The sequence below is a fragment of the Mucilaginibacter sp. genome, from assembly GCF_039921305.1.
Taxonomy (GTDB): Bacteria; Bacteroidota; Bacteroidia; order Sphingobacteriales; family Sphingobacteriaceae; genus Mucilaginibacter.
Window position 1 is genome coordinate 144,093 of record NZ_JBDSCA010000043.1, and the last position, 24,886, is coordinate 168,978.

Below are 24,886 nucleotides of genomic sequence, written 5' to 3' on the forward strand. Positions count from 1 at the left end.
TTCGAACGAAGTACGAGAGAGACCTGCTACGCGCGACAAATCCACGTAGTAATAAGTACTCCAAAAGTTTCCCGATAATCGAAATGACTAAGACAAATAAAACTCAACCATGAACATCGAAATTATATCAGGAAGTCCGCGTGCGCAAAGTTTAACACACCGTGTAGCAATATTTCTGCACAAAATACTAAACGAAAAAACTGAACATCATATTGGCCTGATAGACGTTCGCGATAATCCCTTACCGCCCATCCAAAATGTATTTGTTAACGCAGATGCCGCACCCGCTGAACATAAAGAACTGTCCACACGAATGTTTGCCGCCGATGCATTTATACTGGTAACACCCGAATATAATGGCAGCTATTCACCAGCATTGAAAAACCTGCTTGATCATTTCCCAAAACAGCACCATAAAGTTTTTGGTATAGCTACGGCATCGCCCGGTGCATTTGGAGGTATCCGCGCTACGCAGCAACTTCAACTATTGGTTAACGCATTGTTTGGCATTGGGCTACCTTATCTGCTGGTAGTGCCTTTGGTTGATAAAAAGTTTGATGCCGATGGTAACCTGATCGACGCGACCTTCCAAAACCAGATTGATACGTTCGTTCACGAATTTATCTGGCTGGCCGAGGCTGTAGTAAAGGCAAAGTAGTTGAAAACTGTCTCTTTATAAAAACACAAAAAGCCGGAGACCCGGCTTTTACTAATAACATTGGCTATTATATATTGATGTTTCTCTTAGCCGTTTCTGTTACACGTTCAACAGTTTCGGTAGCGTAATTTTGTGCTTTGTTCACAAAATCAGACGGATCATTCATAATATCGCCTAATATTGATGAACCATCTTCGCGTTTTTTAGTGATGTATTGTATGCCGTAGCCTACCGCCGCGCCTATTACTAATGTTCTTATAAATCCCATGGTTTTGTTTTTGATGAGATATAAACAAGTATAGTGCCAATTATATGGAAACCATCGCTTTGATTACACCATTCTTAGGATCTAACCAACTTGCGAAATTATCCTTCACCTCATCAAACTTAACCCGGTGGGTAATGTAATTGGTCGGGTCAACTAAGCCCTTTTTCATGCTGGTTATTACATGTTCAAAATCGGCACGGGTAGCGTTGCGGCTGCTCATTAAGGTAGCCTCGCGTTTATGAAACTCCGGGTGACTAAAGCTTAACTCTCCCTTTTGCAATCCCACCAAAACATAACGCGCCCCATGAGCCATGTATTGAAACGCGTTGGTTATAGCTTTTAAGTTCCCTGTAGCATCAATTACTACTGTAGGATAATCATTATTGGTTATCTCGCGCAAAGCGGCATCCACATCCTGCGTGGCGGCGTTAATGGTATAGTGTACCTTCAATTTGTTTTTGCAAAAATCAAGTCGGTTCTCGTTAATATCCATAGCGATAACCTGTGCGCCGGCAATACGGGCAAACTCCATAATGCCCAAGCCAATTGGTCCGGCACCTACTACCAATACAAACTCGCCTGGTTGCACATCCGCACGCCGCACGCCATGCGCACCAATAGCCAGCGGTTCAACTAAAGCCAGTTCATCGGCGCTTAAACCCTCGCCATGGATCAACGAATAGCTTGGCACCGAAACGTACTCAGCCATGCCACCATCAATATGTACCCCAAATACTTTAATATTTTGGCAGCAGTTGGGCTTACCACTTCGGCAAGCGATACAGGTTCCATCGTTAAAATAGGGGATAAAAGTTACCGCTTCGCCTTTGCTAAAACCGGGAGCATCGTCAAAGTCAACCAATTCGCCACCCAACTCATGGCCCAATATCCGCGGATAGCTAAAAAATGGCTGGGTACCTTCAAAAGCATGTAAGTCCGTTCCACAAATGCCTATCCGGTTTATTTTGATAATAGCATGTCCTGGTATTAATTCAGGCATTACCCCATCTTTGTATTCAAATTCGCCGGGGGTGGTACATACTAATGTTTTCATGATTTATTGTTTTATTGACAATTATAAGATTGGATAAAAATTAATGTCATTTCGAACGAGGTACGAGAGAAGCCTTCTAAGCATGATAAGTCTACAGCAAACCCGGCACATGCAGAAGATTTCTCCTATCGTCGAAATGACATGGCGTTTGTTTAGGTTTTATCTAAGCGTTAGCCAGCGCCCTATCTAAATGCACATAACCACCGTCTACATGCACAATTTGCCCTGTAGTATGACTCGAGCGTTCTGATAATAAGAAAGCTGTAGCATTACCCAATTCCTCGGCAGTGGTCATGCGGTTTTCGAAGGGTATTTTGTTGGTGATCTCTTTCAATTTTTCTTGTGGATTTTCCAGGCCATTTATCCAGGTATCGTAAGCCGGAGTCCAGCATTCGGCAACTACAATGGCGTTTACACGGATACTGTATTTCAATAACTCAACCGCCCATTCACGGGTTAAAGCATTACGACCACCATTGGCGGCAGCATAAGCCGAAGTATTACCCTGCCCGGTTTCGGCAGTTTTAGAACTGATATTTAAGATAGAACCTTTAGATTTTTTCAACTCCGGCAAGGCATAATGTGCCATCAAATAATAATGAACCACATTTTTATGCAACGAAGCCATAAAGCCTTCGTAGGTGCCATTCTCTAAGCCTACACCGTCGTTAACTCCGGCATTGTTAACCAAGCCATCAATACGGCCAAATTGCGCAACAACAGCCTCAACAGCTCTTTTGCATTCATCAGGATTTGATAACTCCGCCGCCACCTGAAAGGCTTGCCCGCCAGTAGCCACAATAGCATCAACCGTTTTTTGGTTATCCTTTTCGCCACGGCCCACAATAACCGGTATAGCACCTTCGCCAGCCAAAACTTTGCAAATGCCTTCGCCAATGCCCTTTGCACCACCAGTTACTATAATAACTTTGTTCTTTAATAATAAATCCATATTTCTTCCCTAATGGGTTTTATTGTTTCAAATTATAAAAATGGGTTGCGTTACCACCCCAAAACGCGGTTTGTTCATTTGCAGATAGTTTGGATACGTATTGTTCAACAATATCTTTCATCGCGGTATAGTCAGCAGCTACTTTGCATACCGGCCAGTCCGAGCCAAACATTAACCTGTCAGCGCCGAAAGCTTCAAAAACCACATCCAGGTATGGTGTAAAATCTTCAGCCTTCCAGTTCTTCCAGTCGGCCTCAGTTATCATGCCCGATACCTTGCAATACAGGTTCTCATACTTCGCTACCGCGCGGATCTCCTTTGCCCAATCATCTATCTTTTGGTCCTTGATATAGGGTTTAGCCAAATGGTCTATCACAAATTTTTGATCCGGGAAACCACCTACAAAAGCGCTTACATATTGCAACTGATCCGGAAAGATCAATATATCATAAGTGAAACCATGTTTTTTTAGTTCGCCAATGCCATTCCTGAAAGCCGATTTCAGCATTAACGCCCGATCTTCTTCACCTTGCAATACATGCCTGAAACCTTTCATCAAATTAAATTGGCTGTAGTATGCCAGCCTTTCGGAGATATTATCAGCCCGCAGGTCAACCCAGCCAACAACGCCTTTGATAAAATCATTGTCCCGAGCCAATCCTAAAAGAAAATCATTCTGCGCTTCGGTTTGGTCGGCCTGAACAGCTACGCAGCCATCTACGCCGTTTTCCGTTAAAACGGCACCAAGATCCTGAGGTAAAAAATCGTGTTGAATTACACGCATTTCATCGTTGATCCAGCTATCTCTAACCGGGTCAAAAATCCAGAAATGTTGGTGCGAATCAACCTTTAGCATATGCCTTAACCGTTTGTTTTGATGTGCCTAAGCCATCAATACCCAACTCAACTACATCACCGGCCTTTAAATAAATTGGCGGCTTAAAGCCCAGTCCAACACCAGCCGGTGTACCTGTCGAGATAATATCTCCCGGTAACAAGGTCATAAACTGGCTTAAGTATGATATCAGATAAGGCACATTGAATATCAAATTAGATGTAGTACCATCCTGCATTTTCTGGCCGTTCACATTTAACCAAACGCGCAGGTTATTTACATCGGCTATTTCATCTGGCGTAGCCAAAAAGGGACCAATTGGTGCAAATGTATCGCAACCTTTACCCTTATCCCATGTACCGCCACGCTCCAACTGGAATTCACGTTCTGATACATCATTATGTAGCGCGTAACCCGCAATGTATTCATGCGCATCGGCCTCGTCAACGTAACTTGCTTTTTTACTGATCACTACAGCCAACTCAACCTCCCAATCTGTTTTAACTGAGTTTTTGGGGATCACAATATCATCAAAAGGACCAGCTAAAGCGGTGGTGCTTTTCATAAATAAAATAGGCTCAGGTGGTATAGCCGCACCGGTTTCCTTAGCATGATCGGCGTAGTTTAAGCCAATACAAAGTATTTTTGACGGCCTTGCCACCGGGCTACCCAAACGCGAACCTGTTGGTATTGGTTGTAAAGATACTTTGTTAGCCTCCACAAAGGCTTTCAAGCGGCTCAAGCCATCATTCTCAAAAAAGGCCTCATTATAATCCTCACCAAATGCCGAGGTATCATAATATTGATCATCAAGCACAACGCCTGTTTTCTCTTTGTTAATTTCTCCGTATCGTATTAGTTTCATGTGTCGATATATTCGCTGTAAAGCGTTTAGTTATTCAATTTTATAAACCCACCATCAATGTGATAATCGCATCCGGTTATAAAAGATGCTTCATCCGAGCATAAATATAGTATCAAATTGGCAATTTCTTCGGGATTACCCATACGACCAATAGGTTGCGATTTTGATAGTTTATCAAACATCTCCTGCTCCTTACCAGGATAATTTTTAGCAATAAAACCATCAACAAAAGGCGTGTGCACCCTTGCCGGGGATATGGAGTTACAACGGATATTATCGGCCAGGTAATCGCGGGCTGTAGATAAGGTCATGCCGTGAACGGCGCCCTTGCTCATGCTATAGGCAAACCTATCGGCAATACCCACTACCGCTCCAATTGATGACAGGTTGAGGATGGCACCACCGCCATTAGCCTTCATAATAGGCAAAGCGGCATGTAAACAATTGTAAACGCCCCGCACATTAATATTAAATACCCGTGTAAAATCTTCTTCGCTGGTTGTATCTGCCTTACCCACGTGTGCTATACCGGCATTATTCACCAAAAGGTTAACAATACCTATATGATCAAAAATAGCACTCACCTGTTGCTGGTTGCTCACATCGCAGGCATGCGCGTAAGCTATACCGCCATCTGCTTTAATTTCGTCAACGGCAACTTCACCAGCTGGTAAGCTCAGATCTAAAATATGAACCACCGCACCTTGCCTGGCAAATACTTTGGCAACAGCTTTACCAATACCACTGCCGCCACCTGTAACTACCGCTGTTTTTCCTTGTAAGTTTAACATGTTTATATTGTTGTTGGTAGAAAATTATAGTTGAAATATTTTATCCATAAACACCCACTTTTCACCTGGCTTTGAGCCCGGTATAGCCTGTTGAAACTTCCACATCAACTGCTCCCATTCCTGTACTTTGGGGTTAGCCTCATCCATTGCCCCTTTACGCTCAAATGTAAAACTATCATCAGTTTCCATAATCATAAATAAACGTGTGCCAAAGCGATATATTTCCATATTGCTAATGCCCGAATCGGTGATGCTTTTTAGTATTTCCGGCCAAACCGCCATATGTTGCCTATCGTACTCGGCTATCAATTCCGGGTCGTTGGCAAGGTCGCAGGCTAAACAGTATTTATTCATAACAAATGGCCGGTATGGCGTTTAACGGTTAAAATAATTGGTAATACAAAGAAAGTAGGTTTTGTGGGATATCAATTCTTTTGATTTATTTAAATAATAACTTATTTTGGCATATAAATAACAATTTTATTCTCAAGTACGAGTTTTTAGCTTAATGAAACCCCAGCTACTCAAAGTTACCAATGGTCCGGCCCACTCGTTCAGCGTCAGGCAGGATACTTATCCTTACATTAATAACCATTGGCATTACCATCCCGAAGTTGAGCTGATCCATATCCGTAAAGGTGCAGGAACGCAATTTATTGGCGATAACATTAAGCGGTTTAACGAAGGCGATGTGGTTTTGGTAGGGTCATATTTACCGCATTACTGGCGATATGACGAACTCTATTTTCAGCAGGATGCCGAAGCGCATGCCGATGCGGACGTAATTCACTTTCTGGAAAACTTTTGGGGCGATCCGTTTTTAGGCTTACCCGAAAGCAAGGCTATTAAAATAATGCTCGAAAAAGCCAAACGGGGCATCCACATCACCGGTGAAACAGCTAAAAAGGTGGCTGAACTTATTAAGCAAATGGCCAACAGCGAAGGCATCCACCGCATTATTATATTGATCGAACTTTTGTCGGAAATAGCCTCTTCTAACAATCTGGCATATTTATCTTCCATAGGTTTCCGGCACGATTTTAATGATGTGGAGAACGAACGCATTAATGCCATTTATGAATATTCGCTGGCCAATTTCCGCAACAAGATCCAACTTAAACAAATTGCCGATGTAGCCCGCATTAGCGAAAACTCATTTTGTCGCTATTTTAAATCGCGCACGCGCAAAACTTACTCCCAGTTTCTAATCGAGATCCGCGTTGGCGATGCCTGCAAACTGTTAATTGAAGACAGGCTGAGCATTAAACAGATCTGCTTTGAATGCGGTTTTAATAACCTGGTAGGGTTTCACAAATATTTTAAACTGATCACAGGAAAAAGCCCCTTAAGTTATCAGCGGGAATACACCAAAATTTAGCTATTCATAATGGCGCCGCAATTGATATCGATAGTTTGCCCGGTTATAGAGCGTTGCCGGGTTAGATAGTAAACCAGATCGGCAATTTCATCGGGCTGACTCATACGTCTTAAAGGGACGCTTTGCATAGCGATATCATAAAACTCATCTTTGGTTATCCCGATATTATCGGCAATACCCTGTAAACCATCCTGCGACATTTCGGTATCCACCCAACCCGGGCAAATCGCGTTCACTAATATTTTCTGCGGGGCAAACTGAACGGCCCACGATCGCATCAAACCCAACAATCCCGCCTTAGAAGCACAATACGCTGAGTAATTAGCTACACCCAAACGGGCCAGTACCGATGATGTGATCACGATTTGTTTTTCCTCGCCCGTATTAAGCAACTGTGGCAAAAAGGTATTCACAAAGTTGTAGGTGCCTGTAAGATTTGTTGAAATGATATCATCCCAGCGGTCGGCATCACCCCAATAGTTTTCGCCTCCAATGCCGGAGTTGGCTATTAAACCATCAATTAAAGTTCCGCCTATTTTGGCTGCTGCTGCTGCTAAACTCTGCTTGTCGCGGATATCAGCAACTAAAACCTGATGGCCATTTCCTTTTAATTTTGACAGGGTTTGCCGTAAAGTCTGCTCACTTCGCCCCAATAAAAAACAGACATGGCCTTCTGCTGCCAATTTTTGAGCTATTGCTTTACCTATTCCGCTACCCGCGCCGCTGATGATGTATGTTTTAGAAGCCATTATTAATTGTTGTATATGCACTAAGATAGCTATTCCTTATAAAGCAGGGAAATTTGTCCATGTGCTTGCGCCATTCATCCATTTTTTATAGCACCCCCGCACCGCACCTTTGTATTGTCAATAACGACAAATAAATTATCACAACAATGAAAACTCAATTTTCTGTACCAACCCGCGAACAAGTAGCTCCTGCCAACCAAGCCATATTTGATAACCTGCAAAAAGCCATTGGCTTTGTACCCAATTTATACGCAACCATCGCTTATTCCGATAATGGCCTGGGCCGCTTCATCGCTTATCAAAATGCCAAAACATCCTTAACCAATAAAGAAAAAGAAGCCGTTAACCTGGTAGTGAGCCAGGTGAACGAATGTGTTTATTGCCAAAGCGCTCACCTTGTATTAGGTAAAATGAATGGTTTTACCGATGAACAACTGCTCGACATTCGTAAAGGGAAAAGCGAAAATGCGAAACTAAACGCACTGGTTAAGCTTGCCGCCGATATTACCAAAAACCGTGGAAAAGCAGATGGCGATTTAGTTGACGACTTTTTCGCGCAAGGTTATACCAACGAAAATTTGGTTGATACCATACTATTGATCAGCGATAAAACAGCAATGAACTACCTGCACAACTTAACCCAGGTTCCGGTTGATTTTCCGTTAGCCCCCGCTTTGTAAAAATGACATCGTACATACGTACCGGTCATTATATTTGCCGGTACGTTATTTTTATTTATAGCTTCATACCATGAATACAGAACAACCACGCCCACCTATACCACCATTCACCATGGAGACGGCGATACTAAAAGTGCAAGCCGCCGAAGATGCCTGGAACAGCCGCGATCCCGAGAAGGTTTGCATCGCCTATACCATAGATACCGAATGGCGCAACCGTACCGAGTTTATCAACGGCCGCGAAGAGGTAAAACAGTTTTTAACCCGCAAATGGCAAAATGAGTTAGACTATAAGCTTAAAAAAGAACTTTGGGGCTTCCGCGAAAACCGCATGGCTGTAAGGTTTGAGTACGAATGGCATGATCACTCCGGCCAATGGTTTCGCAGTTATGGCAACGAGCTTTGGGAGTTTGACGCGAACGGCTATATGGCTAAACGCTATGCCAGCATTAACGATATGCCCATTACCGAAGCCGAACGTAAATTATAACACCCTATTCAGATGACCGATCAATCCGCGCTTACATTAGTTAACCCTCAAAATGGCAACCTGGCATTTAAGGTGTTTCCCTTTACAGATAATAGTTATTTTGACCATGTACAGCGCAATAATTATTTCACGCTCATCTGGTTAAAAGCTGGCATGGGCAAAGTAAAAGCTGATTTTTCAGAACATTCATTTGAAGCCAATACCCTGTTCGCTTTCTCGCCTTATCAGCCATACATGTTTTTACCCGATGGCGAAATAGAAGGCATTGTTATCAACTTCCATTCAGATTTTTTTTGCATACATAAACACCACCAGGAGGTTGCCTGCAATGGGGTGCTGTTCCATAACATTTACAAACCTCCTTATTTACATATCGACGAAATCACAGCGCACTCCTTCAATATGCTGATCGATCAGATCCGCACCGAAATGCAGATACACGGGCTTGCCCAGCACGAGTTATTGGTATCGTACCTGAAAATATTTTTGATCACTGCTTCGCGTTTAAAAAAGCAACAACAGCCCGATGCAGAAAAAGCGCTCGCCAATAATCCCGAACCTTTTATTTTACAAAAGCTGAAGGATAATATTGAACTACACTTTAAAACAAAACACTCACCCAGCAACTATGCCGATCTGTTAAATATTACCCCTAAGGCACTGGCTAAACTTGCTAAAAATCACTTCAACAAAACCCTTACCGATCTGATAGCCGAGCGCATCATTATGGAAGCCAAGCGTGAGCTTTACCTATCCAACAAAGCCGTTAAAGAAATTGCCTATGAGTTGGGCTATGACGATGAAAGCTATTTTAGCCGCTTTTTCAAAACCAATACCAGCATATCGCCCCAAGTATTTAGGGATACGGTTGGCTTTAACAAAGCTGCTACGGGCTAACCCAACAGCGCCCGTAAGGTTTCTATGCTGTCGGCCTCTTCCATGGGCTTATCGGTACGCCAGCGCAATATCCGCGGGAAGCGCAGCGCGATGCCAGATTTGTGCCGGGTAGACCGGTTGATCCCTTCAAAGCCTATTTCAAAAACCAATTGTGGCTTCACAGTACGTACAGGGCCAAATTTTTCGAGCGTGTTGCGCTTTACAAAATTATCAACCTTGCGTATCTCTTCGTCGGTTAAACCGGAATAAGCCTTGGCAAATGGAACTAATTTATCACCATCCCAAACGGCGAAGGTATAATCGGTATATAGATCAGCCCGGCGACCGTGCCCTTTTTGCGCATAGATCATTACCGCATCAACCGATAGCGGGTCTATTTTCCATTTCCACCAATCGCCACGGCGACGGCCAACCTGATATGGGGCCGTTTTGCGTTTTAGCATAATACCTTCGGCAACCATTTCTCTCGACCGGGTTCTTTCCTGTTCCAATGCCTCCCAGGTATCAAACTTAATCAATGCAGATATCCTGAATATTTCCGGATATTCTGTGGCGCTTTGCAAACCCTCTAATATCTCGCGCCGTTCGCTTTGTGTTTTGCTGCGGATATCTTCGCCCGCATACTCCAAACAATCGTAAGCAATTACCGCAACCGGACTTTCTTCCAGTATCTTTTTGCTTAGGTTTTTCCGGCCAATACGGGTTTGCAAAATATTGAATGGCAGTGGTAAGCCGCTGCTAAAGCTTAATATCTCACCATCTAAAACCGTCCCGTCCGGCAGGGCATTCAAAAATGGGTGCAACTCGGGGAACTTTTCGGTAGCCAGATCTTCACCCCGGCTCCAGATGAAGATCTGTCCATCGCGTTTGATCATTTGTGCCCGGATGCCGTCCCATTTCCATTCGGCCTGCCACCCAGCGGCATCACCTAACGAAGCCTGCAATTCATCCGGGCTTTTTTGTTTTTCGGATGTTTCCTGAATGGGATAAGCCAGAAAAAAGGGATAGGGCCGGGATACATCATCCGACGCGCCCTCTTCCTGAACCAGTTGATCAAAAGTGTAATCGTCTGGCATCCACTTGCCCATAATGCGATGGGTTAATGTAGCGGCATCGTGATTGGTAATATCTGCCAGCGCTTTGATCACCAGGCTTTGCGATACGCCAACCCTAAAGCTACTGGTTAATAATTTATTAAACACAAAGCGTTCCTGGTTATCCAGCATCGCCCACGAGCCAAGCAGCCACTGCTTTTTTTCTTCATCGGTTTTGGTACTGAGTTCGTTAATTTCAGCTATCCACTCTGTTAAGGTTTTGTTGCTGCTTTGATCGTTCTGCGGAAGCAGCAAGGCTATTGTTTCAGCCAGGTCACCTACTACCTGGTAGCTTTCGGCAAAAAGCCATTCGGGGATGCGCGACATCTCCATGGCCCAGGTTCTAACCAACGTGGCATTAATTTGCCGTTTCGGTTTCCTCCCGGAAAAGAGGGCCAGCATGTGCATTTTATCGGTATCCGGAACGGACAGGAAATAGTTTTTCAGTATCTTAACCTTTTCGTTGGTTTTGTTGGTTTCGTCTAACGAGAGGAAGAGTTGGGCAAAGGCTTTCATTCGGCATCTCCCTTCGTTTGGTTTATCGCGGCTTCTTCGGGCAATACAACCGGCTCTTCCTCACCTTCATCATCGCCGTAAAGGGTATGCACTTCGTGCGCGTCAAAACCGATTTCGGTTAAATATCGCGAAAAGCTGGCTGTGTAACCATGTGTTAAGTAAACCTTTTCGCAACCGGTAGCGTCAATGGCGCTTATCAAACCGTCCCAGTCGGCATGATCTGATAGTACAAAGCCCCGATCCGCAGCCCTGCGTTTTTTTGCGCCACGGATACTCATCCATCCTGAGCAATAGCCAAAATCATATGGGTTAAACTTTTTCATCCAGGGGGTACCAACGGATGATGGTGGAGCCAGGATAATTCCTTTTTTTACTTCTTCTTTAGGTGTATCAATGGAGATCCGGGTAGTTGGGTTTAAGATGACACCGTTACGGCGCAGTGCCTCGTTAGTATTTTCGATAACTCCATGTGTATATACTTTACCAATGGATAGATCAAGATTTTGCAAAATACGTTGCGCCTTACCCAACGAATAGCCCACCACAACCGATGACCTGCCTTCTTTTACATTTTGGCACCACCAGCTGTTCATATCATCAAAAATCTCTTTCTGCGGTTTCCATTTGTACACCGGCATCCCGAAAGTGCACTCCGAAATAAAATGATGGCACCTCACGGGTTCAAAGGGTGTCGCTATACCGTCGTCCTCGGTCTTATAATCACCGGATACTACCCAAATCTCGCCTTTATAACAAATCCTGATCTGCGCCGAACCAATCACATGCCCCGCCGGGTAAAGCGAAATCTCTACGCCGTTTTTAATCACCTTTTCGCCATACTCAACGGTTTGCAATTGAATAGCGCCCAAACGGTATAACAACACCTCCTCCGATAGTTTATGTGCCAGATAGCGTTTACTTCCGAAACGGGCGTGGTCGCTGTGGGCATGAGTAATTACGGCATCGTCCACCGGTTTCCAGGGGTCAATATAAAACTTGCCCTCGGCACAATATATGCCGCTATCTGTAAATTCGAGCAAGGGTTTCTTCGCCATAAAAAAGGCCCGGTAATATGCCGGGCCTTTGATAACATTAATGCATAAGCAATGTTTTATTGCTTATTGTAAACCTCAATTGATTTTTTAAGCTTATGATTAGATATTCCTGTTAAAACCCCGTGCAAAATAAAAGTACCACCCGCTAATGCTAAAGGTGCAGTATAATCTTTAAAGGTTTTATCCGGCCCTAATGCTTTAACCAGTAAAACCCCACCTACTATAAAGCCACCAAAAGACACGTAACTTGTATAGTTCCATATGTAATGTGCCTTTGCCAGGCTCAGCGCTTTTTCATTATCACCCACATATTCTAAAAAAGTAGCCTTGGTTAATTGATCTACTGCCTCGCTATCCTGCTTTTGCAAATAATATCTTTTGGTTGTTGTGGTTGTTCCCGGATTAGAACCAGAGCCATAAGTATGCGTATAGCTTATGGTATAAAGTAAATTGATTTTACCATATATTTCGCCAAAGTATAGCCTACCATCGTTTACAACAAAATACATTTTTTTTGATTTAATGGCTGTCAGGCCATCAAGCTTCATCTCTTCTCCATCAACGGTTAATGTGTTTCTTCTAACTTCAATTTTAGTGGCATCAATACGCTCGCCGCGTTTATTTACAATATAGCTTGAATCTGCATCGGGCAGGCCACGGGTTACAAAACGGTATTTGGTATTACATGATGTAAGACCGATAAAAACAAAAATAATAAGTAGAGTACTGAGGTAAAATTGCTTCATAAAATTGGTTAAGGTTGAATAATATATTTATTTAAGGGCATTAAAATATCGATAATTATCCAAACATAGGCTACTATTTTATAAATAGCCTAAAACAACAAACCCCGGCTTATGGCCAGGGCTTGCTTTATTTGATATTATTTTATGCTATCTATCCTTATTAATAGGCTTAACCGGGGTACCTGCATTGGTTAGCTTACCATCCATTAAAATATAGTCGGTTAATATTTGGCCGGCTTCAACCTTGTTGAAATCAAGGTCTTCGTTTTTAGGTTTGGTTTGGCCTTTTTTCAAGGCTGGTAAACCCAAAGCCACTCGTACCATATTACTTTGCTCAAGCGATTTTGCCTCATCTTCGTCACGTTGCTTTTTCAGGTCTGCTTCACTTAGCGAAATGCTTTTTTCAGCATCACGTTTTTTGAAATCAGCAATACTGTTCAATACATATTTGTAACCGGCACTGTTTACCATACGGTCGGCATGCATTTTAGTTAGCTTAGGTATTACCGCGGTAAAACTACCAACTTTAGTATAATTGCTTTTGGCTATGGTATCAAATGGCATTGCCGATGGCTCTGTATCTTCGCCATATTTATCTGCTGGAATTAATGATGGGAAGCCAATATCCGGTGTTACACCCTTATGCTGTGTTGAGCTACCGTTAACACGATAAAATTTAGCTATGGTTAAATTGATCTGACCAAAATCGCTCAGATTAGTTTTAGTTGGCTTGGCCGGACCAGAACCTATCAAAGCCATGATCTGATCTTTAATAGATGTAGGGATCACCTTATCCATACTGATCTCGCTTTGTACGCTACCCTTACCATAGGTTTGTGAACCAATGATCAACCCACGACCATAATCCTGAATGGCACCTGCAAAAATTTCGGATGCCGATGCGCTAAAACGGTCTGTCATTACAGCAAGCGGACCAGCGTATGATACCGTTGGATCTTCGTCTTCTTCAACCTCTATCCGGTTACGGGTATCACGAACCTGAACTACCGGGCCCGATTTGATGAACAAACCAGTCAGGTTAATTGCTTCGGGTAATGAGCCACCACCATTTTGGCGAAGGTCTATAATTATACCATCAACATTGGCTTTCTTTAAGGTATCCAATATCAGCCTAACATCGCGGGTGGTGCTTTTATAGTTGGCATCGCCATTACGGTAAGCTTCAAAATCCATATAAAACGCCGGGATATTGATAATACCTATTTTTATGGTGCGGCCGTTTGAGTTATAAGTACGGATTTCTTTTTTAGCCGATGCCTCCTGCAAAATGATCTTTTCGCGAACGATCTCTACGATTTTGGGTTTATCAGATGCCGCTGCGGCTTTAGGTAGTATTTTCAGTTTAACTAAAGTTCCTTTTGCTCCGCGAATAAGCGAAATGGCATTATCTAATCTCCATCCAATGATATCCTGGTATTCACCATCCTTACCCTGGGCTACACCGATAATACGGTCGCTCACATCAAGTTGTTTGCTTTTAAAAGCCGGGCCACCCGGTACAATGCTTGATATGGTTACGTAATCGTTAGTTAATTGTAGTGTAGCGCCGATACCTTCTAACGAGCGCGACATCTCCATATTGAACTGCGACGCGTTGAACGGGTTAAAGTAGTTGGTATGCGGATCTACCGATGTGGTAAAGGCATCCATAAAGGTTTGAAAAACTTCCTGGTTGGTTAGCTTATTGCTTTGGCTCAACAGATCGGTATAGCGTTTTTTAAGCTTGGTGCGATTAGCAACCATATCCGGGCTGGCCAGCTTTAGGTTTAACAGGTCGTATTTAACACGCTTGGTCCAGATGTCGTTCATCTCAGCTTCGCTTGCAACATATGGCAGGTTTTCCCGGTCATAAGTAAAAACCTCTTTGGCATTAAAATCAAAATTGTTATCTACTTGTGTAAGTGAATATTTAACCCGCTCTTCGTATCTTTTTTGATAAACGTTAAAAATGTAGAAGATGTCGTTCAGGTCGCCATTCTTCATATCGTCGTCGAGCTTGGTTTTAGTAGGCTCAAAGCTTTGTATGTCTGATGCTAAAAAGTAATTGTGGTTTTCGTCAAGCAGTTTAAGGTACTTGGTGTATACCACGGCAGACAGGGAATCGTTAAGGGCAACCTTTTTATAGTTCTGCGTGGTTATCATTTGAGCGATATACCTGCTCACCAGCATTTGTTTTTCGTCGGGCTGTAAATCACTGCCCCCTCTAACTTTTATTGGATGGGATGGGGCGGCCTTACATGCCAGCGCGGCAGCAAGTAATGCAAATAAATATAACCTCTTGAACATATCTTTTACTCTCTTTAAATCAAAATTGGAACCAAACATCAATTTTCTATCTGTATTATTTTTGCTAATGTATATAAAAAGCGAAACAGCCTGTTAGCTGTTTCGCAATTAGTATAGCAATAGTACGAATAACGTGCTTTTATTGTTTGTTATTATAAAATAAAATGACTTTACCGTGGGATGACCTTTAGATGATCTTGTTCTCGTAAGCGTACCTCATTAAGCCGGCGGTATTGGCGGCTTCGGCCTTACGCAAAATGTTACGGCGATGGGTTTCTACCGTTCTTTCGCTAATAAACAACTTTCCGGCAATATGCCTGGTGGTAAATTCTTTAACTACCAATCGGAGTATTTCAATTTCCCTTGTGGTGAAAAGAGATTCAGCTTTATCTGCGGGCGAATTAAAACTATCCTGTATAGTGCCTGAAAAATATTTTTGTCCGCTTGCCACCGTAATTAACGCTTTGAGTAGTTCTACTTTACTGGTGGCTTTTAAAATATATCCGGATACACCGGCATCAACCATTTCGTTAACAATTTTGGGTTCGTTAAACATGGATAACGCGATAACACGTATCTCCGGAAATTTTTTGAGGACCATAACAGTAAGCTCCGCACCCGATATAACCGGCATACTTATATCCGTTAATAAAACATGCGGGCGCGTTTTTTCAAGCAATTCTAATACCTCGGTAGGGTCGCTGCTTAATCCGCATATCTCAAAACCAGGCTCGTCTGCCAGCAAAGCGCTTAAACCCTGTAGTATCAGGTAATGATCGTCTACAATAAAAATTTTGAGTTTGGGGGCGTCCATCCGGGCAAGATGTGTTAAATACTATCCTTTTTTGTTTTCAAAAACTTCGGCGTATTGCACATCATTCTTCACATTGGCAAAGCGTTTGGCTTCAACAACTTTTAACTTCTTATCAATATCTATAGCCTGTGTATTCATTTTTTGGGCAAAGCAAATGTCCTTGGCATCCAACAGATCCTGCCGGGCTTGCTCATATTCGCCAATATCAGCTTTCAATAAGCCTAAGGATACCATCCCGTTAACTACGGCGAAGTTATTATTGCTCTTTTTACCGAAGTAGATGATCTGCAGTAGATACCATTTGGCTTCGGAATAGCGGCTCTCTTCTATGTATAATGTGATAAGTTGGTTAAAGCTCTCAATAGCTTCGGGGTACATCCGAAAGCGAAGGGTATGATATAAATCCTTCATGATAGCGGCTTCTTCCAAATCCTGACTGTAGCGGCCCCGGCCCCAAACAACCGCCTGATTGATGTTTTTAGTATGAAGAGGATTTAAAGCAATAAGATCGATTGTATTTGTATTGACTGGTTGGATAACCGGGAATCGTACCTGAGGTACCTTTTTCCAAAACTGGGCATTTGCTGTTAAACCAATAAAAATACTAACTAAGAATAGTAAAAATGCTTTCCTCATAAATCAACCCGTTTTATTCCTATATAAAACAAATATACGTTTAATATTAAATTAAATTGCAGGCATATTGCTGTATGACAATTGTTTTACTTTAAGTGTATTAATTTGAGCAAGCGCTTTTAAATTGCCAGTGGTTGTCCACTTTAGTATAGGTCAAGGTCCACTCTCTGCCAGTACCACAATGGGTATCATCTTCAGAATAAGCCTCAATTATCAACCGGTTGGTAAACTGGTTATAAGCAGGGTAAGATACAACCCAATACCCCCAGCCAAATTTCTTTTTCCATCTTTCACTATAGGTAGCATCGTTCCCTCCAGTGCTCTTAAAATTTTCCACATCGGCATCTTCAACTATTTTTACCTCGTTGAGTAGTTGACCATCCCATTTGGTATTAGTATCTGCCCTATTGGGAGGTGGCGGCGCTATCGTAACACCGCCTATTGTGGTGTATTTGGTTGCTTTTAACGATGGCGTATCGGGTGGATTGATAGCCATCGGGTGGATAAATAATTTACGATGGTTAAAAGAGCTATCCATCCAAGGCAAAATAAATTTATTAATAAACGCATGCGCTTCCTTGCGTTCCAGTGGGATGTAGGTGTTTTTTCTTAAATAATCAATATCAGTAACTGTAAGTTGTGGCTGTTTTTGGGCAGTTGGTTTACATGCTGCCATTAGCAACACAGCAACCGTTAACCAATAATATTTCACCATAGCTAAATATACATTATTTCTTCTTCCGCTCCTCCAAATAAAAATGCCATAACAACATGGTAGCTATGGTGCGATATGGCTTCCAATTATCGGCTATAGTCAAAACATCTTCTCGAGAGGCTAATGGTATGTTTTTCACCTTTTTTAAAGCGTTAACCGCTGCCAGGTCACCTATCGGAAATACATCGGTATGATGAACGATAAATATCAAGTAAATATCAACCGTCCAGTTGCCAATGCCTTTTATGGCGCATAGTTTTTGCCGGATGGTATCGTCATCCATTAACGCTAATTTGTCCAGGTTGAGTGCGCCGCTTAAAATATTTTCGGCTAGGTGACGGATGTATATCGTTTTTTGTCTGCTAAAATAACAGGTGCGCAATTCTTCGTCGGTTAGCAGCATTACCTTTTCAGGAGTTATCTCCTGGATCCTTTCCTTTAATTTATTTAATGCCGACAATGCCGATGCCAATGAAACTTGCTGCTCCAATATAACGTGAACCAATGATTCGAAAGTATTGGGGCGTTCCCATAAAGGCGGGTATCCGTATTTTTGGATGATGCGCTGCAGGTCGGCATCATTGTTGCCAAGCTGGTTACAAAGCTGTTTAAAGTTGGTAGTGTTAAACTGACTGAACATCGGCGTTAAATTAAGTAAATACTGTTACTTTAGAATATGATATACCTGGTAATTGTAGTTGTCGCTATTTCACTCATTTATTTTTACAATCAAAACACCAAACAAGCTAAACTTAAAAAGTTAAAAGTTCAACTGATAGAGGCTTGGGGGAAACCTGCCGACAATTACAGAAACATAGATCTGGTATCTGCATACCACGATCATGCTAAAGCAGACGGCTCCCTATCCGACCAGGTTGCCAACGATATAGACCTTGAAAGCGTTTTCAATTATGTGGATAGAACAAGTTCAAAACCAGGCCAGCAATATTTGTATCATCAACTTCGTTCGCCCGAAACCGATGTTGAGAAACTTAGGGAATTGGACAAACTGGCAGAAAAACTAACTGCCGACGAAGCTACCCGAACCGATGTTCAATTAGAATTATTTCGGCTCAGCAATAAAAACGCTTATTACTTGTACCAGCTTTTTACCAGCCAGCACCCACCTTTATACAACGTTATTTTGAGCATCTACATCAGGCTGGCCTGGGCCATCTGGATCTCGGCGGTTATTTTAACCATTGTATTGCATATTGGCGCTTTGTTTCTGCTGGCTCTGGGCTTAACCTTGTTTAACTTTTACCTGCATTATAACAACAAAAACAACATCTTAAAATACATCCATTCGTTACCGCAGCTTTTCATTTTAACGCATGTAGCTAAAAGTATCTTTAATAAAACAGGAGCCGGGGATAATATCCAACCCCATTTAAATAACACCCACGATCTTAACAAATCACTCCGTTACGTAACCTTTGAGAGCGGTGTAGCCAACGATCCAACCGATATGGCTTATGCTGTTTGGGAACTGATCAAAACCATATTGCTTATTGAGCCGGCCATGTTCATTTCATCCATAAAAAAGGTTGTTCAATACCGGGATGATATTGAGGCCTTGTTTAAATATGTAGGTAAAATTGATATGGCTATTTCCATACAATCGTTAAGAGTTGGTTTGCCTTATTACAGCAAGCCTAATTTTATTAATAACCATCACACTTTAAGTGTTACAGGGTTATACCATCCGCTGGTAGAGGATTGTGTACCCAACTCGCTGGATACTTTTGATAATCAGGGTGTGCTGGTTACCGGTTCAAACATGTCGGGCAAAACTACTTTTATCAGGGCAATGGCTTTAAATACATTATTATCGCAAACACTCTATACCTCGTGTACACAAAAGTATGAAGCGCCCCTTTTACAATTGTTTACCAGTATCCGCGTAAGCGATGATATTGAGGAGCATAAAAGCTATTTCCAGGCCGAGGCTATCTCCGTACTCAACATTATGCAGCAAAGCCAGCTTCAACCGCTTAAAAGTTTGGTTATTATTGATGAGATCTTCCGCGGCACCAACACCATTGAGCGGGTTGCTGCTGCAAAGGCTATTTTATCCTACTTTACAGCAAACAAAAACTTTGTATTTGTATCAACCCATGATTTGGAACTGGCCGAATTATTAGGTGACGAATACGCTGTCTATTGCTTTGAAGAGCAGGTTGCCGATACCCGGCTGGTGTTTGATTACAAGATAAAACCCGGCATCCTTAAAAATAAAAATGCCATAGCCATAATGGCTGGCTTGGGCTATCCGGAAACGGTTATTGACGATGCTTACGCGATGAGCGAGAGGTTGAGGGATAAGTATAAGATTTAAGGCATAAATTTTGATTGTTTACTAATTTTTTTAGGATTTACATTCCATATTTGCTTAATTTTACTGTATGAGTACCCTACCGCCACTAGCCGAACGCATGCGCCCAAAAAACCTCGACGAATATGTTGGTCAAAAACATTTGGTGGGGCCGGGGGCTGTTTTGCGCAAGGCTATACAATCGGGTTCGCTGCCTTCTATGATATTTTGGGGGCCGCCGGGGGTAGGTAAAACTACGCTGGCTTATATTATTTCGCAATCTTTAGACAGGCCTTTCTTTTCGCTTAGCGCGATAAACTCGGGTGTAAAAGATGTACGCGAGGTGATTGAAAAAGCATCCATATTGCGCGATCAGGGTGAAACTTTACCGGTTTTGTTTATTGATGAGATCCATCGTTTTTCAAAATCGCAACAAGATTCATTGCTTGGCGCTGTTGAACGGGGCATAGTTACGCTGATAGGCGCCACTACCGAAAACCCATCATTCGAAGTAATATCGGCTTTGCTTTCGCGATGCCAGGTTTACATTTTGAAGCCATTGAGCGAGGACGATCTGATACACCTGCTGCAAACCGCTCAGGAAACAGATGATGTGCTTAAAAAACGAAGTATTACCATTCAGGATTATGAGGCATTGATCCGCCTTTCGGGAGGCGACGCGCGTAAGCTGCTTAATATTTTTGAGCTGCTTATTAACTCTATAGATGGTAAAAAAATTACCATTACCAACGATCTGGTATTACAAAATGTTCAGCAAAACCTAGCCCTGTATGACAAGGCGGGGGAGCAGCATTACGATATCATTTCGGCCTTCATTAAATCCATGCGCGGTTCCGATCCTAACGGTGCCGTTTACTGGCTGGCCCGGATGATAGCCGGTGGCGAGGACCCTTTATTTATTGCCCGCCGGATGCTCATTTTAGCTTCCGAAGATATTGGAAATGCCAACCCAAATGCTTTACTGCTGGCCCAAAGCTGCTTTACCGCGGTAAATGTGATTGGGATGCCCGAGTCGCAATTGATCTTATCCCAAACGGTTATTTATCTGGCCACATCGGCAAAAAGCAATTCGGCAACTACGGCTATTGGCGCGGCTATGGCTTTGGTTAGGCAAACCGGCGATTTACCTGTTCCGCTACACCTGCGTAACGCGCCAACCAAATTGATGAAGAACATTGGCTACGGTAAAGACTATAAATATGCCCACGGCTTTGAAGGCAACTTTGTTGATCAGGATTTTTTACCCGAAGCCATCAGGGGCACTAAAATATACGAGCCCGGCAATAACGCCCGCGAAGCAGAAGCCAAAGAAAAACTCAAAAAGCTTTGGGGTAACCGGTATAAGTATTGACAAGGTAAAACGCTTTCTCATAAAAAAGAATGTGATTTTTTGTAATATTTTGATTTACCTTGTATCTAACTAACAAAATCAAAACATTAACATGACCACTTCTTTTATACAGCACGAGTTTAAAGCTTTTTGGCGTTCAAAAAATACAGGTAAAGCTATCGCGGTTCGTGTGATACTGGGTCTTTTTATTCTGTACTTCGCGGCTTGCATTGGTTTTGTAGCCTACCACTTAGATAACATCTTAAAGAAAACCTCGGACGAGCCAAACACGGTTATCGCCTTAGGAGGCCTGATGTTTTACTATTATATTTTTGATCTTTTAATGCGCTTCCAACTACAGGAATTGCCAACGCTAAGGGTTCAGCCATACCTGCACCTTCCTATCAAAAAAAATACGCTGATCAGGTATCTGTCCCTGGCGTCATTGCGGTCTTTCTTTAACCTATGGCCTTTTATACTGTTTACGCCTTTTATCTTTAAGGTTATTGTACCTCAATACGGCGCAATAGCGGCGCTTACCTTTTTTATCGCTGTAATTAGTTTTGCTACATTTAATAACTACCTCAGCTTGTATATCAAACGCAAATCCAACTTAAACGGATGGGTGTCGGTTGGCTTTGGTATAGGGTTAGCTTTACTGATGCTGTCCGATTTTAAATTTCATATTATTTCTTTCCGTGAACCATCAAAATGGTTTTTCGGGCATTTAACAACTCAGCCTATATTGGCATTGTTACCCCTGGCATTAGGTACGTTGGTGTATTATGTAAACTTCATGTATCTGAAAGGTAATTTATATCTTGAAGAATTAGGCTCCCGAAAAGAATCATACAAAAGCAGTACCGAGTTTCCGCTGCTTAACTATTTTGGTAAAGTTGGCGATCTGGTGGGTAACGAGATCAAACTCATCTTCCGCAATAAGCGCCCCCGCTCGGCTTTAGTTATGACGGTGATGTTTTTGCTATACGGATTACTATTTTATACCAACAAACACTACGGCGAAGGCTGGAAAGTTTTCTGCGGAACGTTTATGACGGGTGTTTTCATTATCAACTACGGTCAGTTTATGTTTGGCTGGCAGGCCGGTCACTTTGATGGCATTTTGGTAAGCAAAATTAACTTCCGCGATTTTTTAAGGGCTAAATATTTATTGTTCACCGCAGTATCAACCGTTGCCTTTATATTGACCATTCCATATGCTTATTTTGGCTGGCACATCATCGCCGTACACTTCGCCATGTTTTTGTGGAACATTGGGGTTAATACTACTATTGTACTGTTTTTTGCCAACCGTAATAATAAGCGGATAGATTTGAGCAAGGGCGCATCCTTTAACTGGGAAGGTGTTGGCGCAACACAATTATTAATAGGTTTCCCTTTGCTATTATTCCCATACCTAATATATGCGCCATTGGCCTGGTTTAACCATCCCGATATTGCATTGGTGATATTGGGCGCTGTAGGTTTGCTATTTGTAACGATACGCGGCTCGCTGATCGTTAAATTAGAAGAAGATTTTCAACAAAAAAGATATACCATTGCCGAAGGCTTTAGAAATAAATAATCATGATAGAAATAAAAGACCTGAAAAAAGTTTACGCTGCTGCTATAGTAGTTGATATACCACATTTAGAGATTCGCAAGGGCGAAAGCATTGGTTTAATTGGCAACAATGGCGCCGGTAAAACCACGCTGTTCCGCATGATGCTTGATCTGATCCGCCCCGAGCGCGGCGAAGTATTATCAAATGGAGAAAACGTGGCCCATAGCGAAAAATGGAAAAACTATACAGCATCGTATTTAGATGAAGGCTTTTTGATAGATTACTTAACGCCCGAAGAATATTTTTACTTCATCGGCGGACTGGCGCAACAAAGCCGCGCCCAGGTAGATGAGTTTTTGGCAACCTTTACCGATTTTTTTAATGGTGAGATATTAAAACGCGGTAAGTATATCCGCGATCTATCTAAAGGAAACCAATGTAAGGTTGGTGTTGCTGCCTGCCTGTTGCAAAACCCGGAATTGCTGATGTTGGATGAACCTTTCGCGAATATTGACCCAAGTACCCAGATCAGGTTGAAGAATATGATCAAGGATCTGAACAAATCGCGTGGAATGACAACCCTTGTATCAAGCCATGATTTGAACCACGTTACCGATGTATGTGACCGCATTTTGCTGATGGAAAAAGGAAAGATCATCAAAGATATTGCTACCAACTCATCAACTTTAGCCGAGTTGGAACAATATTTTGCCGTTGGCTCAACTTCAACATCTTTAATAGAAGAATAATGACTATCCGCGAGGCAACTATTGACGATGTTGAAACGATTCGCCGGATAGCCGAACAAACCTGGTGGCCAACTTATTCTCCCATTTTAGGTACAGAACAGATCAGCTATATGCTGGGTATTCTGTACTCTGTTGAAAAGATAAGCGGACAGATACTTAACGCCGAGCAAACGTTTATTCTTTTGCTCGAAGATGAACAACCTGTAGCTTTTGCTGCATACTCTCCGCGCGAAGACGCGCCGGAAATCTATAAATTACATAAGCTTTATTGTTTGCCCCAAACACAAGGAAAGGGTTATGGTAAAGTGTTAATTGATGCTGTTATCCAACGGGTATTATTGGCCGGCAAGCAGGTTTTGGATTTGAATGTAAACCGTTACAATAACGCCAAAAGCTTTTATGAGAAGATGGGGTTTAAGGTTGCCTACGAAGAGGATATTTCTATCGGGCCATATTGGATGAATGATTTTGTGATGCGGAAGGAGTTATAAACTGTGTCAATTGCGAGGCACGAAGCAACCGCGAACTGTACAGGGGAATATGCATGGCCCCGCTCTGCCTCCGTGCGATTGCTTCGTGCCTCGCAATGACAATTACCTACAAATCCAATTCCAACAACACCGGGCAATGGTCTGAATGCCTTGCCTCCGATAAAATAGCTGCGCGTTTTATTTTATCCTGTAAAGGCATGGTAGCCATATTATAATCGATACGCCAGCCTAAATTCTTGGCCCTTGCGTTGGCCCTAAAGCTCCACCATGTATAATTATGAGGTTCAGGGTTTACATGACGGAAGGTATCTACAAAGCCCGATTGTACAAAGTTATCCATCCACTCGCGCTCGGCAGGTAAAAAGCCGGATGAGTTGGCGTTCGATTTTGGATTGTGAATATCAATGGCTTTATGGCAAATGTTATAATCGCCGGATACAACCAGGTTAGGGCAGGTGGTTTTTACGTAATTAAGGTATTCGCCAAACTCATCTAAAAATTTGAACTTAAAATCCTGCCGCTCCTCACCGCTTGAACCGGATGGGAAGTATGTGCTCATTATCGATACCTCGTCAAAATCAACACGGATGTTACGGCCTTCGCGATCAAAATCGCTAATGCCACAGCCGTATTCAACATGTTTTGGGCTGCGTTTGGTTAGGATGGCGGTACCGCTGTAGCCTTTCTTTTCGGCGGGATACCAGTAGTGTTCGTAGCCTAATTGCTCAACTAAATGCAAATCGGTCAATACATCGGGTGTGGCTTTAATTTCCTGTAAGCAAACTACATCTGCATCGCTGGCTTCCAGCCAGCCCATCCAGTTTTTACTCATGGCAGAACGTATGCCGTTAACGTTGTAGGTTATGATCTTCATATCAATAAAAGCTGCTGAATTTGAATTACGAATATCGAATAAA

General features: G+C 42.5%; 27 protein-coding genes. 10 read left to right on the forward strand and 17 right to left on the reverse strand.

The features are described from left to right. Nucleotides 1–109 precede the first annotated feature (109 nt). Complete coding sequence (locus tag ABIN91_RS12940; RefSeq protein ID WP_348051532.1) at nucleotides 110–658, forward strand: NAD(P)H-dependent oxidoreductase; 549 nt, start codon at nucleotides 110–112, stop codon at nucleotides 656–658. A 67-nt stretch (nucleotides 659–725) separates the two neighbouring features. Here the strand turns inward: ABIN91_RS12940 and ABIN91_RS12945 are convergent, their stop codons facing one another. From ABIN91_RS12945 to ABIN91_RS12975, 7 genes are all read right to left on the reverse strand, one after another. Beyond that, nucleotides 726–926: a YtxH domain-containing protein gene (locus tag ABIN91_RS12945; protein WP_348051533.1), complete on the reverse strand. Its 201-nt coding sequence runs from the start codon at nucleotides 924–926 to the stop codon at nucleotides 726–728. A 40-nt stretch (nucleotides 927–966) separates the two neighbouring features. Next, nucleotides 967–1,980 (reverse strand): zinc-binding alcohol dehydrogenase family protein, encoded by a 1,014-nt coding sequence (locus tag ABIN91_RS12950; RefSeq protein WP_348051534.1) that lies wholly within the window; start codon nucleotides 1,978–1,980, stop codon nucleotides 967–969. A gap of 163 nt (nucleotides 1,981–2,143) precedes the next feature. Then, the gene (locus ABIN91_RS12955; RefSeq protein WP_348051535.1) at nucleotides 2,144–2,932 is read right to left on the reverse strand and encodes an SDR family oxidoreductase; all 789 of its coding nucleotides are present in this window, start codon (nucleotides 2,930–2,932) and stop codon (nucleotides 2,144–2,146) included. 19 nt (nucleotides 2,933–2,951) lie between these two features. Continuing rightward, on the reverse strand, nucleotides 2,952–3,788 hold the full coding sequence (locus tag ABIN91_RS12960; RefSeq protein ID WP_348051536.1) for an amidohydrolase family protein: 837 nt from the start codon (nucleotides 3,786–3,788) through the stop codon (nucleotides 2,952–2,954). Further along, the gene (locus ABIN91_RS12965) at nucleotides 3,775–4,632 is read right to left on the reverse strand and encodes a fumarylacetoacetate hydrolase family protein (protein WP_348051537.1); all 858 of its coding nucleotides are present in this window, start codon (nucleotides 4,630–4,632) and stop codon (nucleotides 3,775–3,777) included. Before ABIN91_RS12965 ends, ABIN91_RS12960 begins: the two co-directional genes overlap by 14 nt. A 26-nt stretch (nucleotides 4,633–4,658) precedes the next feature. Further along, entirely contained in the window at nucleotides 4,659–5,423 is a 765-nt protein-coding gene (locus ABIN91_RS12970) for an SDR family oxidoreductase (protein WP_348051538.1), read from the reverse strand. 24 nt (nucleotides 5,424–5,447) lie between these two features. Further along, the gene (locus ABIN91_RS12975; RefSeq protein WP_348051539.1) at nucleotides 5,448–5,777 is read right to left on the reverse strand and encodes an L-rhamnose mutarotase; all 330 of its coding nucleotides are present in this window, start codon (nucleotides 5,775–5,777) and stop codon (nucleotides 5,448–5,450) included. Nucleotides 5,778–5,931: 154 nt separating this feature from the next. On the opposite strand from ABIN91_RS12975, the gene ABIN91_RS12980 reads away from it, so the two are divergent. After that, entirely contained in the window at nucleotides 5,932–6,801 is an 870-nt protein-coding gene (locus ABIN91_RS12980) for an AraC family transcriptional regulator (protein ID WP_348051540.1), read from the forward strand. On the opposite strand, the gene ABIN91_RS12985 is transcribed toward ABIN91_RS12980, so the two are convergent. Beyond that, nucleotides 6,798–7,550: an SDR family oxidoreductase gene (locus tag ABIN91_RS12985; protein ID WP_348051541.1), complete on the reverse strand. Its 753-nt coding sequence runs from the start codon at nucleotides 7,548–7,550 to the stop codon at nucleotides 6,798–6,800. The two genes, ABIN91_RS12980 and ABIN91_RS12985, sit on opposite strands and share 4 nt — an antisense overlap. 146 nt (nucleotides 7,551–7,696) lie before the next feature. On the opposite strand from ABIN91_RS12985, the gene ABIN91_RS12990 reads away from it, so the two are divergent. The 3 genes from ABIN91_RS12990 (at nucleotide 7,697) to ABIN91_RS13000 (ending at nucleotide 9,617) form a co-directional block, all read left to right on the forward strand. Then, nucleotides 7,697–8,230, forward strand: coding sequence for a carboxymuconolactone decarboxylase family protein (locus ABIN91_RS12990; RefSeq protein ID WP_348051542.1), 534 nt, complete (start codon nucleotides 7,697–7,699; stop codon nucleotides 8,228–8,230). Nucleotides 8,231–8,300: 70 nt separating this feature from the next. Then, entirely contained in the window at nucleotides 8,301–8,720 is a 420-nt protein-coding gene (locus ABIN91_RS12995; protein WP_348051543.1) for a nuclear transport factor 2 family protein, read from the forward strand. A gap of 12 nt (nucleotides 8,721–8,732) precedes the next feature. Continuing rightward, nucleotides 8,733–9,617: a helix-turn-helix domain-containing protein gene (locus ABIN91_RS13000; protein ID WP_348051544.1), complete on the forward strand. Its 885-nt coding sequence runs from the start codon at nucleotides 8,733–8,735 to the stop codon at nucleotides 9,615–9,617. Here ABIN91_RS13000 and ABIN91_RS13005 read toward each other — a convergent pair. The 8 genes from ABIN91_RS13005 to ABIN91_RS13040 all read right to left on the reverse strand — a co-directional run bounded on the left by ABIN91_RS13005 (nucleotide 9,614) and on the right by ABIN91_RS13040 (nucleotide 18,140). Next, nucleotides 9,614–11,227, reverse strand: a complete 1,614-nt coding sequence (locus ABIN91_RS13005) for an ATP-dependent DNA ligase (protein WP_348051545.1) — start codon at nucleotides 11,225–11,227, stop codon at nucleotides 9,614–9,616. The genes ABIN91_RS13000 and ABIN91_RS13005 overlap by 4 nt on opposite strands. Then, nucleotides 11,224–12,282 (reverse strand): ligase-associated DNA damage response exonuclease, encoded by a 1,059-nt coding sequence (locus ABIN91_RS13010; protein WP_348051546.1) that lies wholly within the window; start codon nucleotides 12,280–12,282, stop codon nucleotides 11,224–11,226. The genes ABIN91_RS13005 and ABIN91_RS13010 overlap by 4 nt, the downstream gene beginning before the upstream one ends. A gap of 56 nt (nucleotides 12,283–12,338) precedes the next feature. Next, entirely contained in the window at nucleotides 12,339–13,028 is a 690-nt protein-coding gene (locus ABIN91_RS13015; protein WP_348051547.1) for a hypothetical protein, read from the reverse strand. Nucleotides 13,029–13,175: 147 nt separating this feature from the next. Beyond that, nucleotides 13,176–15,335, reverse strand: coding sequence for a carboxy terminal-processing peptidase (locus ABIN91_RS13020; RefSeq protein WP_348051548.1), 2,160 nt, complete (start codon nucleotides 15,333–15,335; stop codon nucleotides 13,176–13,178). 187 nt (nucleotides 15,336–15,522) lie between these two features. Continuing rightward, nucleotides 15,523–16,149: a response regulator transcription factor gene (locus ABIN91_RS13025; RefSeq protein ID WP_348051549.1), complete on the reverse strand. Its 627-nt coding sequence runs from the start codon at nucleotides 16,147–16,149 to the stop codon at nucleotides 15,523–15,525. 21 nt (nucleotides 16,150–16,170) lie between these two features. Continuing rightward, nucleotides 16,171–16,785, reverse strand: coding sequence for a hypothetical protein (locus ABIN91_RS13030; RefSeq protein WP_348051550.1), 615 nt, complete (start codon nucleotides 16,783–16,785; stop codon nucleotides 16,171–16,173). A 100-nt stretch (nucleotides 16,786–16,885) separates the two neighbouring features. Next, a complete protein-coding gene (locus ABIN91_RS13035) occupies nucleotides 16,886–17,500 on the reverse strand; it encodes a hypothetical protein (protein WP_348051551.1) in 615 nt (204 codons plus the stop codon). 13 nt (nucleotides 17,501–17,513) lie between these two features. Further along, a complete protein-coding gene (locus tag ABIN91_RS13040; RefSeq protein WP_348051552.1) occupies nucleotides 17,514–18,140 on the reverse strand; it encodes a DNA-3-methyladenine glycosylase 2 family protein in 627 nt (208 codons plus the stop codon). A 36-nt stretch (nucleotides 18,141–18,176) separates the two neighbouring features. Between ABIN91_RS13040 and ABIN91_RS13045 the strand changes: the two genes are divergently transcribed. The 5 genes from ABIN91_RS13045 to ABIN91_RS13065 all read left to right on the forward strand — a co-directional run bounded on the left by ABIN91_RS13045 (nucleotide 18,177) and on the right by ABIN91_RS13065 (nucleotide 23,969). Beyond that, nucleotides 18,177–19,838: a hypothetical protein gene (locus tag ABIN91_RS13045; RefSeq protein WP_348051553.1), complete on the forward strand. Its 1,662-nt coding sequence runs from the start codon at nucleotides 18,177–18,179 to the stop codon at nucleotides 19,836–19,838. 67 nt (nucleotides 19,839–19,905) lie between these two features. Beyond that, the gene (locus ABIN91_RS13050; protein ID WP_348051554.1) at nucleotides 19,906–21,186 is read left to right on the forward strand and encodes a replication-associated recombination protein A; all 1,281 of its coding nucleotides are present in this window, start codon (nucleotides 19,906–19,908) and stop codon (nucleotides 21,184–21,186) included. A 91-nt stretch (nucleotides 21,187–21,277) separates the two neighbouring features. Continuing rightward, nucleotides 21,278–22,750 (forward strand): DUF5687 family protein, encoded by a 1,473-nt coding sequence (locus ABIN91_RS13055; protein ID WP_348051555.1) that lies wholly within the window; start codon nucleotides 21,278–21,280, stop codon nucleotides 22,748–22,750. Between the two features lie 2 nt (nucleotides 22,751–22,752). Continuing rightward, the gene (locus ABIN91_RS13060; protein ID WP_348051556.1) at nucleotides 22,753–23,478 is read left to right on the forward strand and encodes an ATP-binding cassette domain-containing protein; all 726 of its coding nucleotides are present in this window, start codon (nucleotides 22,753–22,755) and stop codon (nucleotides 23,476–23,478) included. Beyond that, nucleotides 23,478–23,969: a GNAT family N-acetyltransferase gene (locus tag ABIN91_RS13065; protein ID WP_348051557.1), complete on the forward strand. Its 492-nt coding sequence runs from the start codon at nucleotides 23,478–23,480 to the stop codon at nucleotides 23,967–23,969. The genes ABIN91_RS13060 and ABIN91_RS13065 overlap by 1 nt, the downstream gene beginning before the upstream one ends. 106 nt (nucleotides 23,970–24,075) lie before the next feature. Here the strand turns inward: ABIN91_RS13065 and ABIN91_RS13070 are convergent, their stop codons facing one another. Next, complete coding sequence (locus tag ABIN91_RS13070) at nucleotides 24,076–24,843, reverse strand: exodeoxyribonuclease III (protein ID WP_348051558.1); 768 nt, start codon at nucleotides 24,841–24,843, stop codon at nucleotides 24,076–24,078. Nucleotides 24,844–24,886 lie beyond the last annotated feature (43 nt).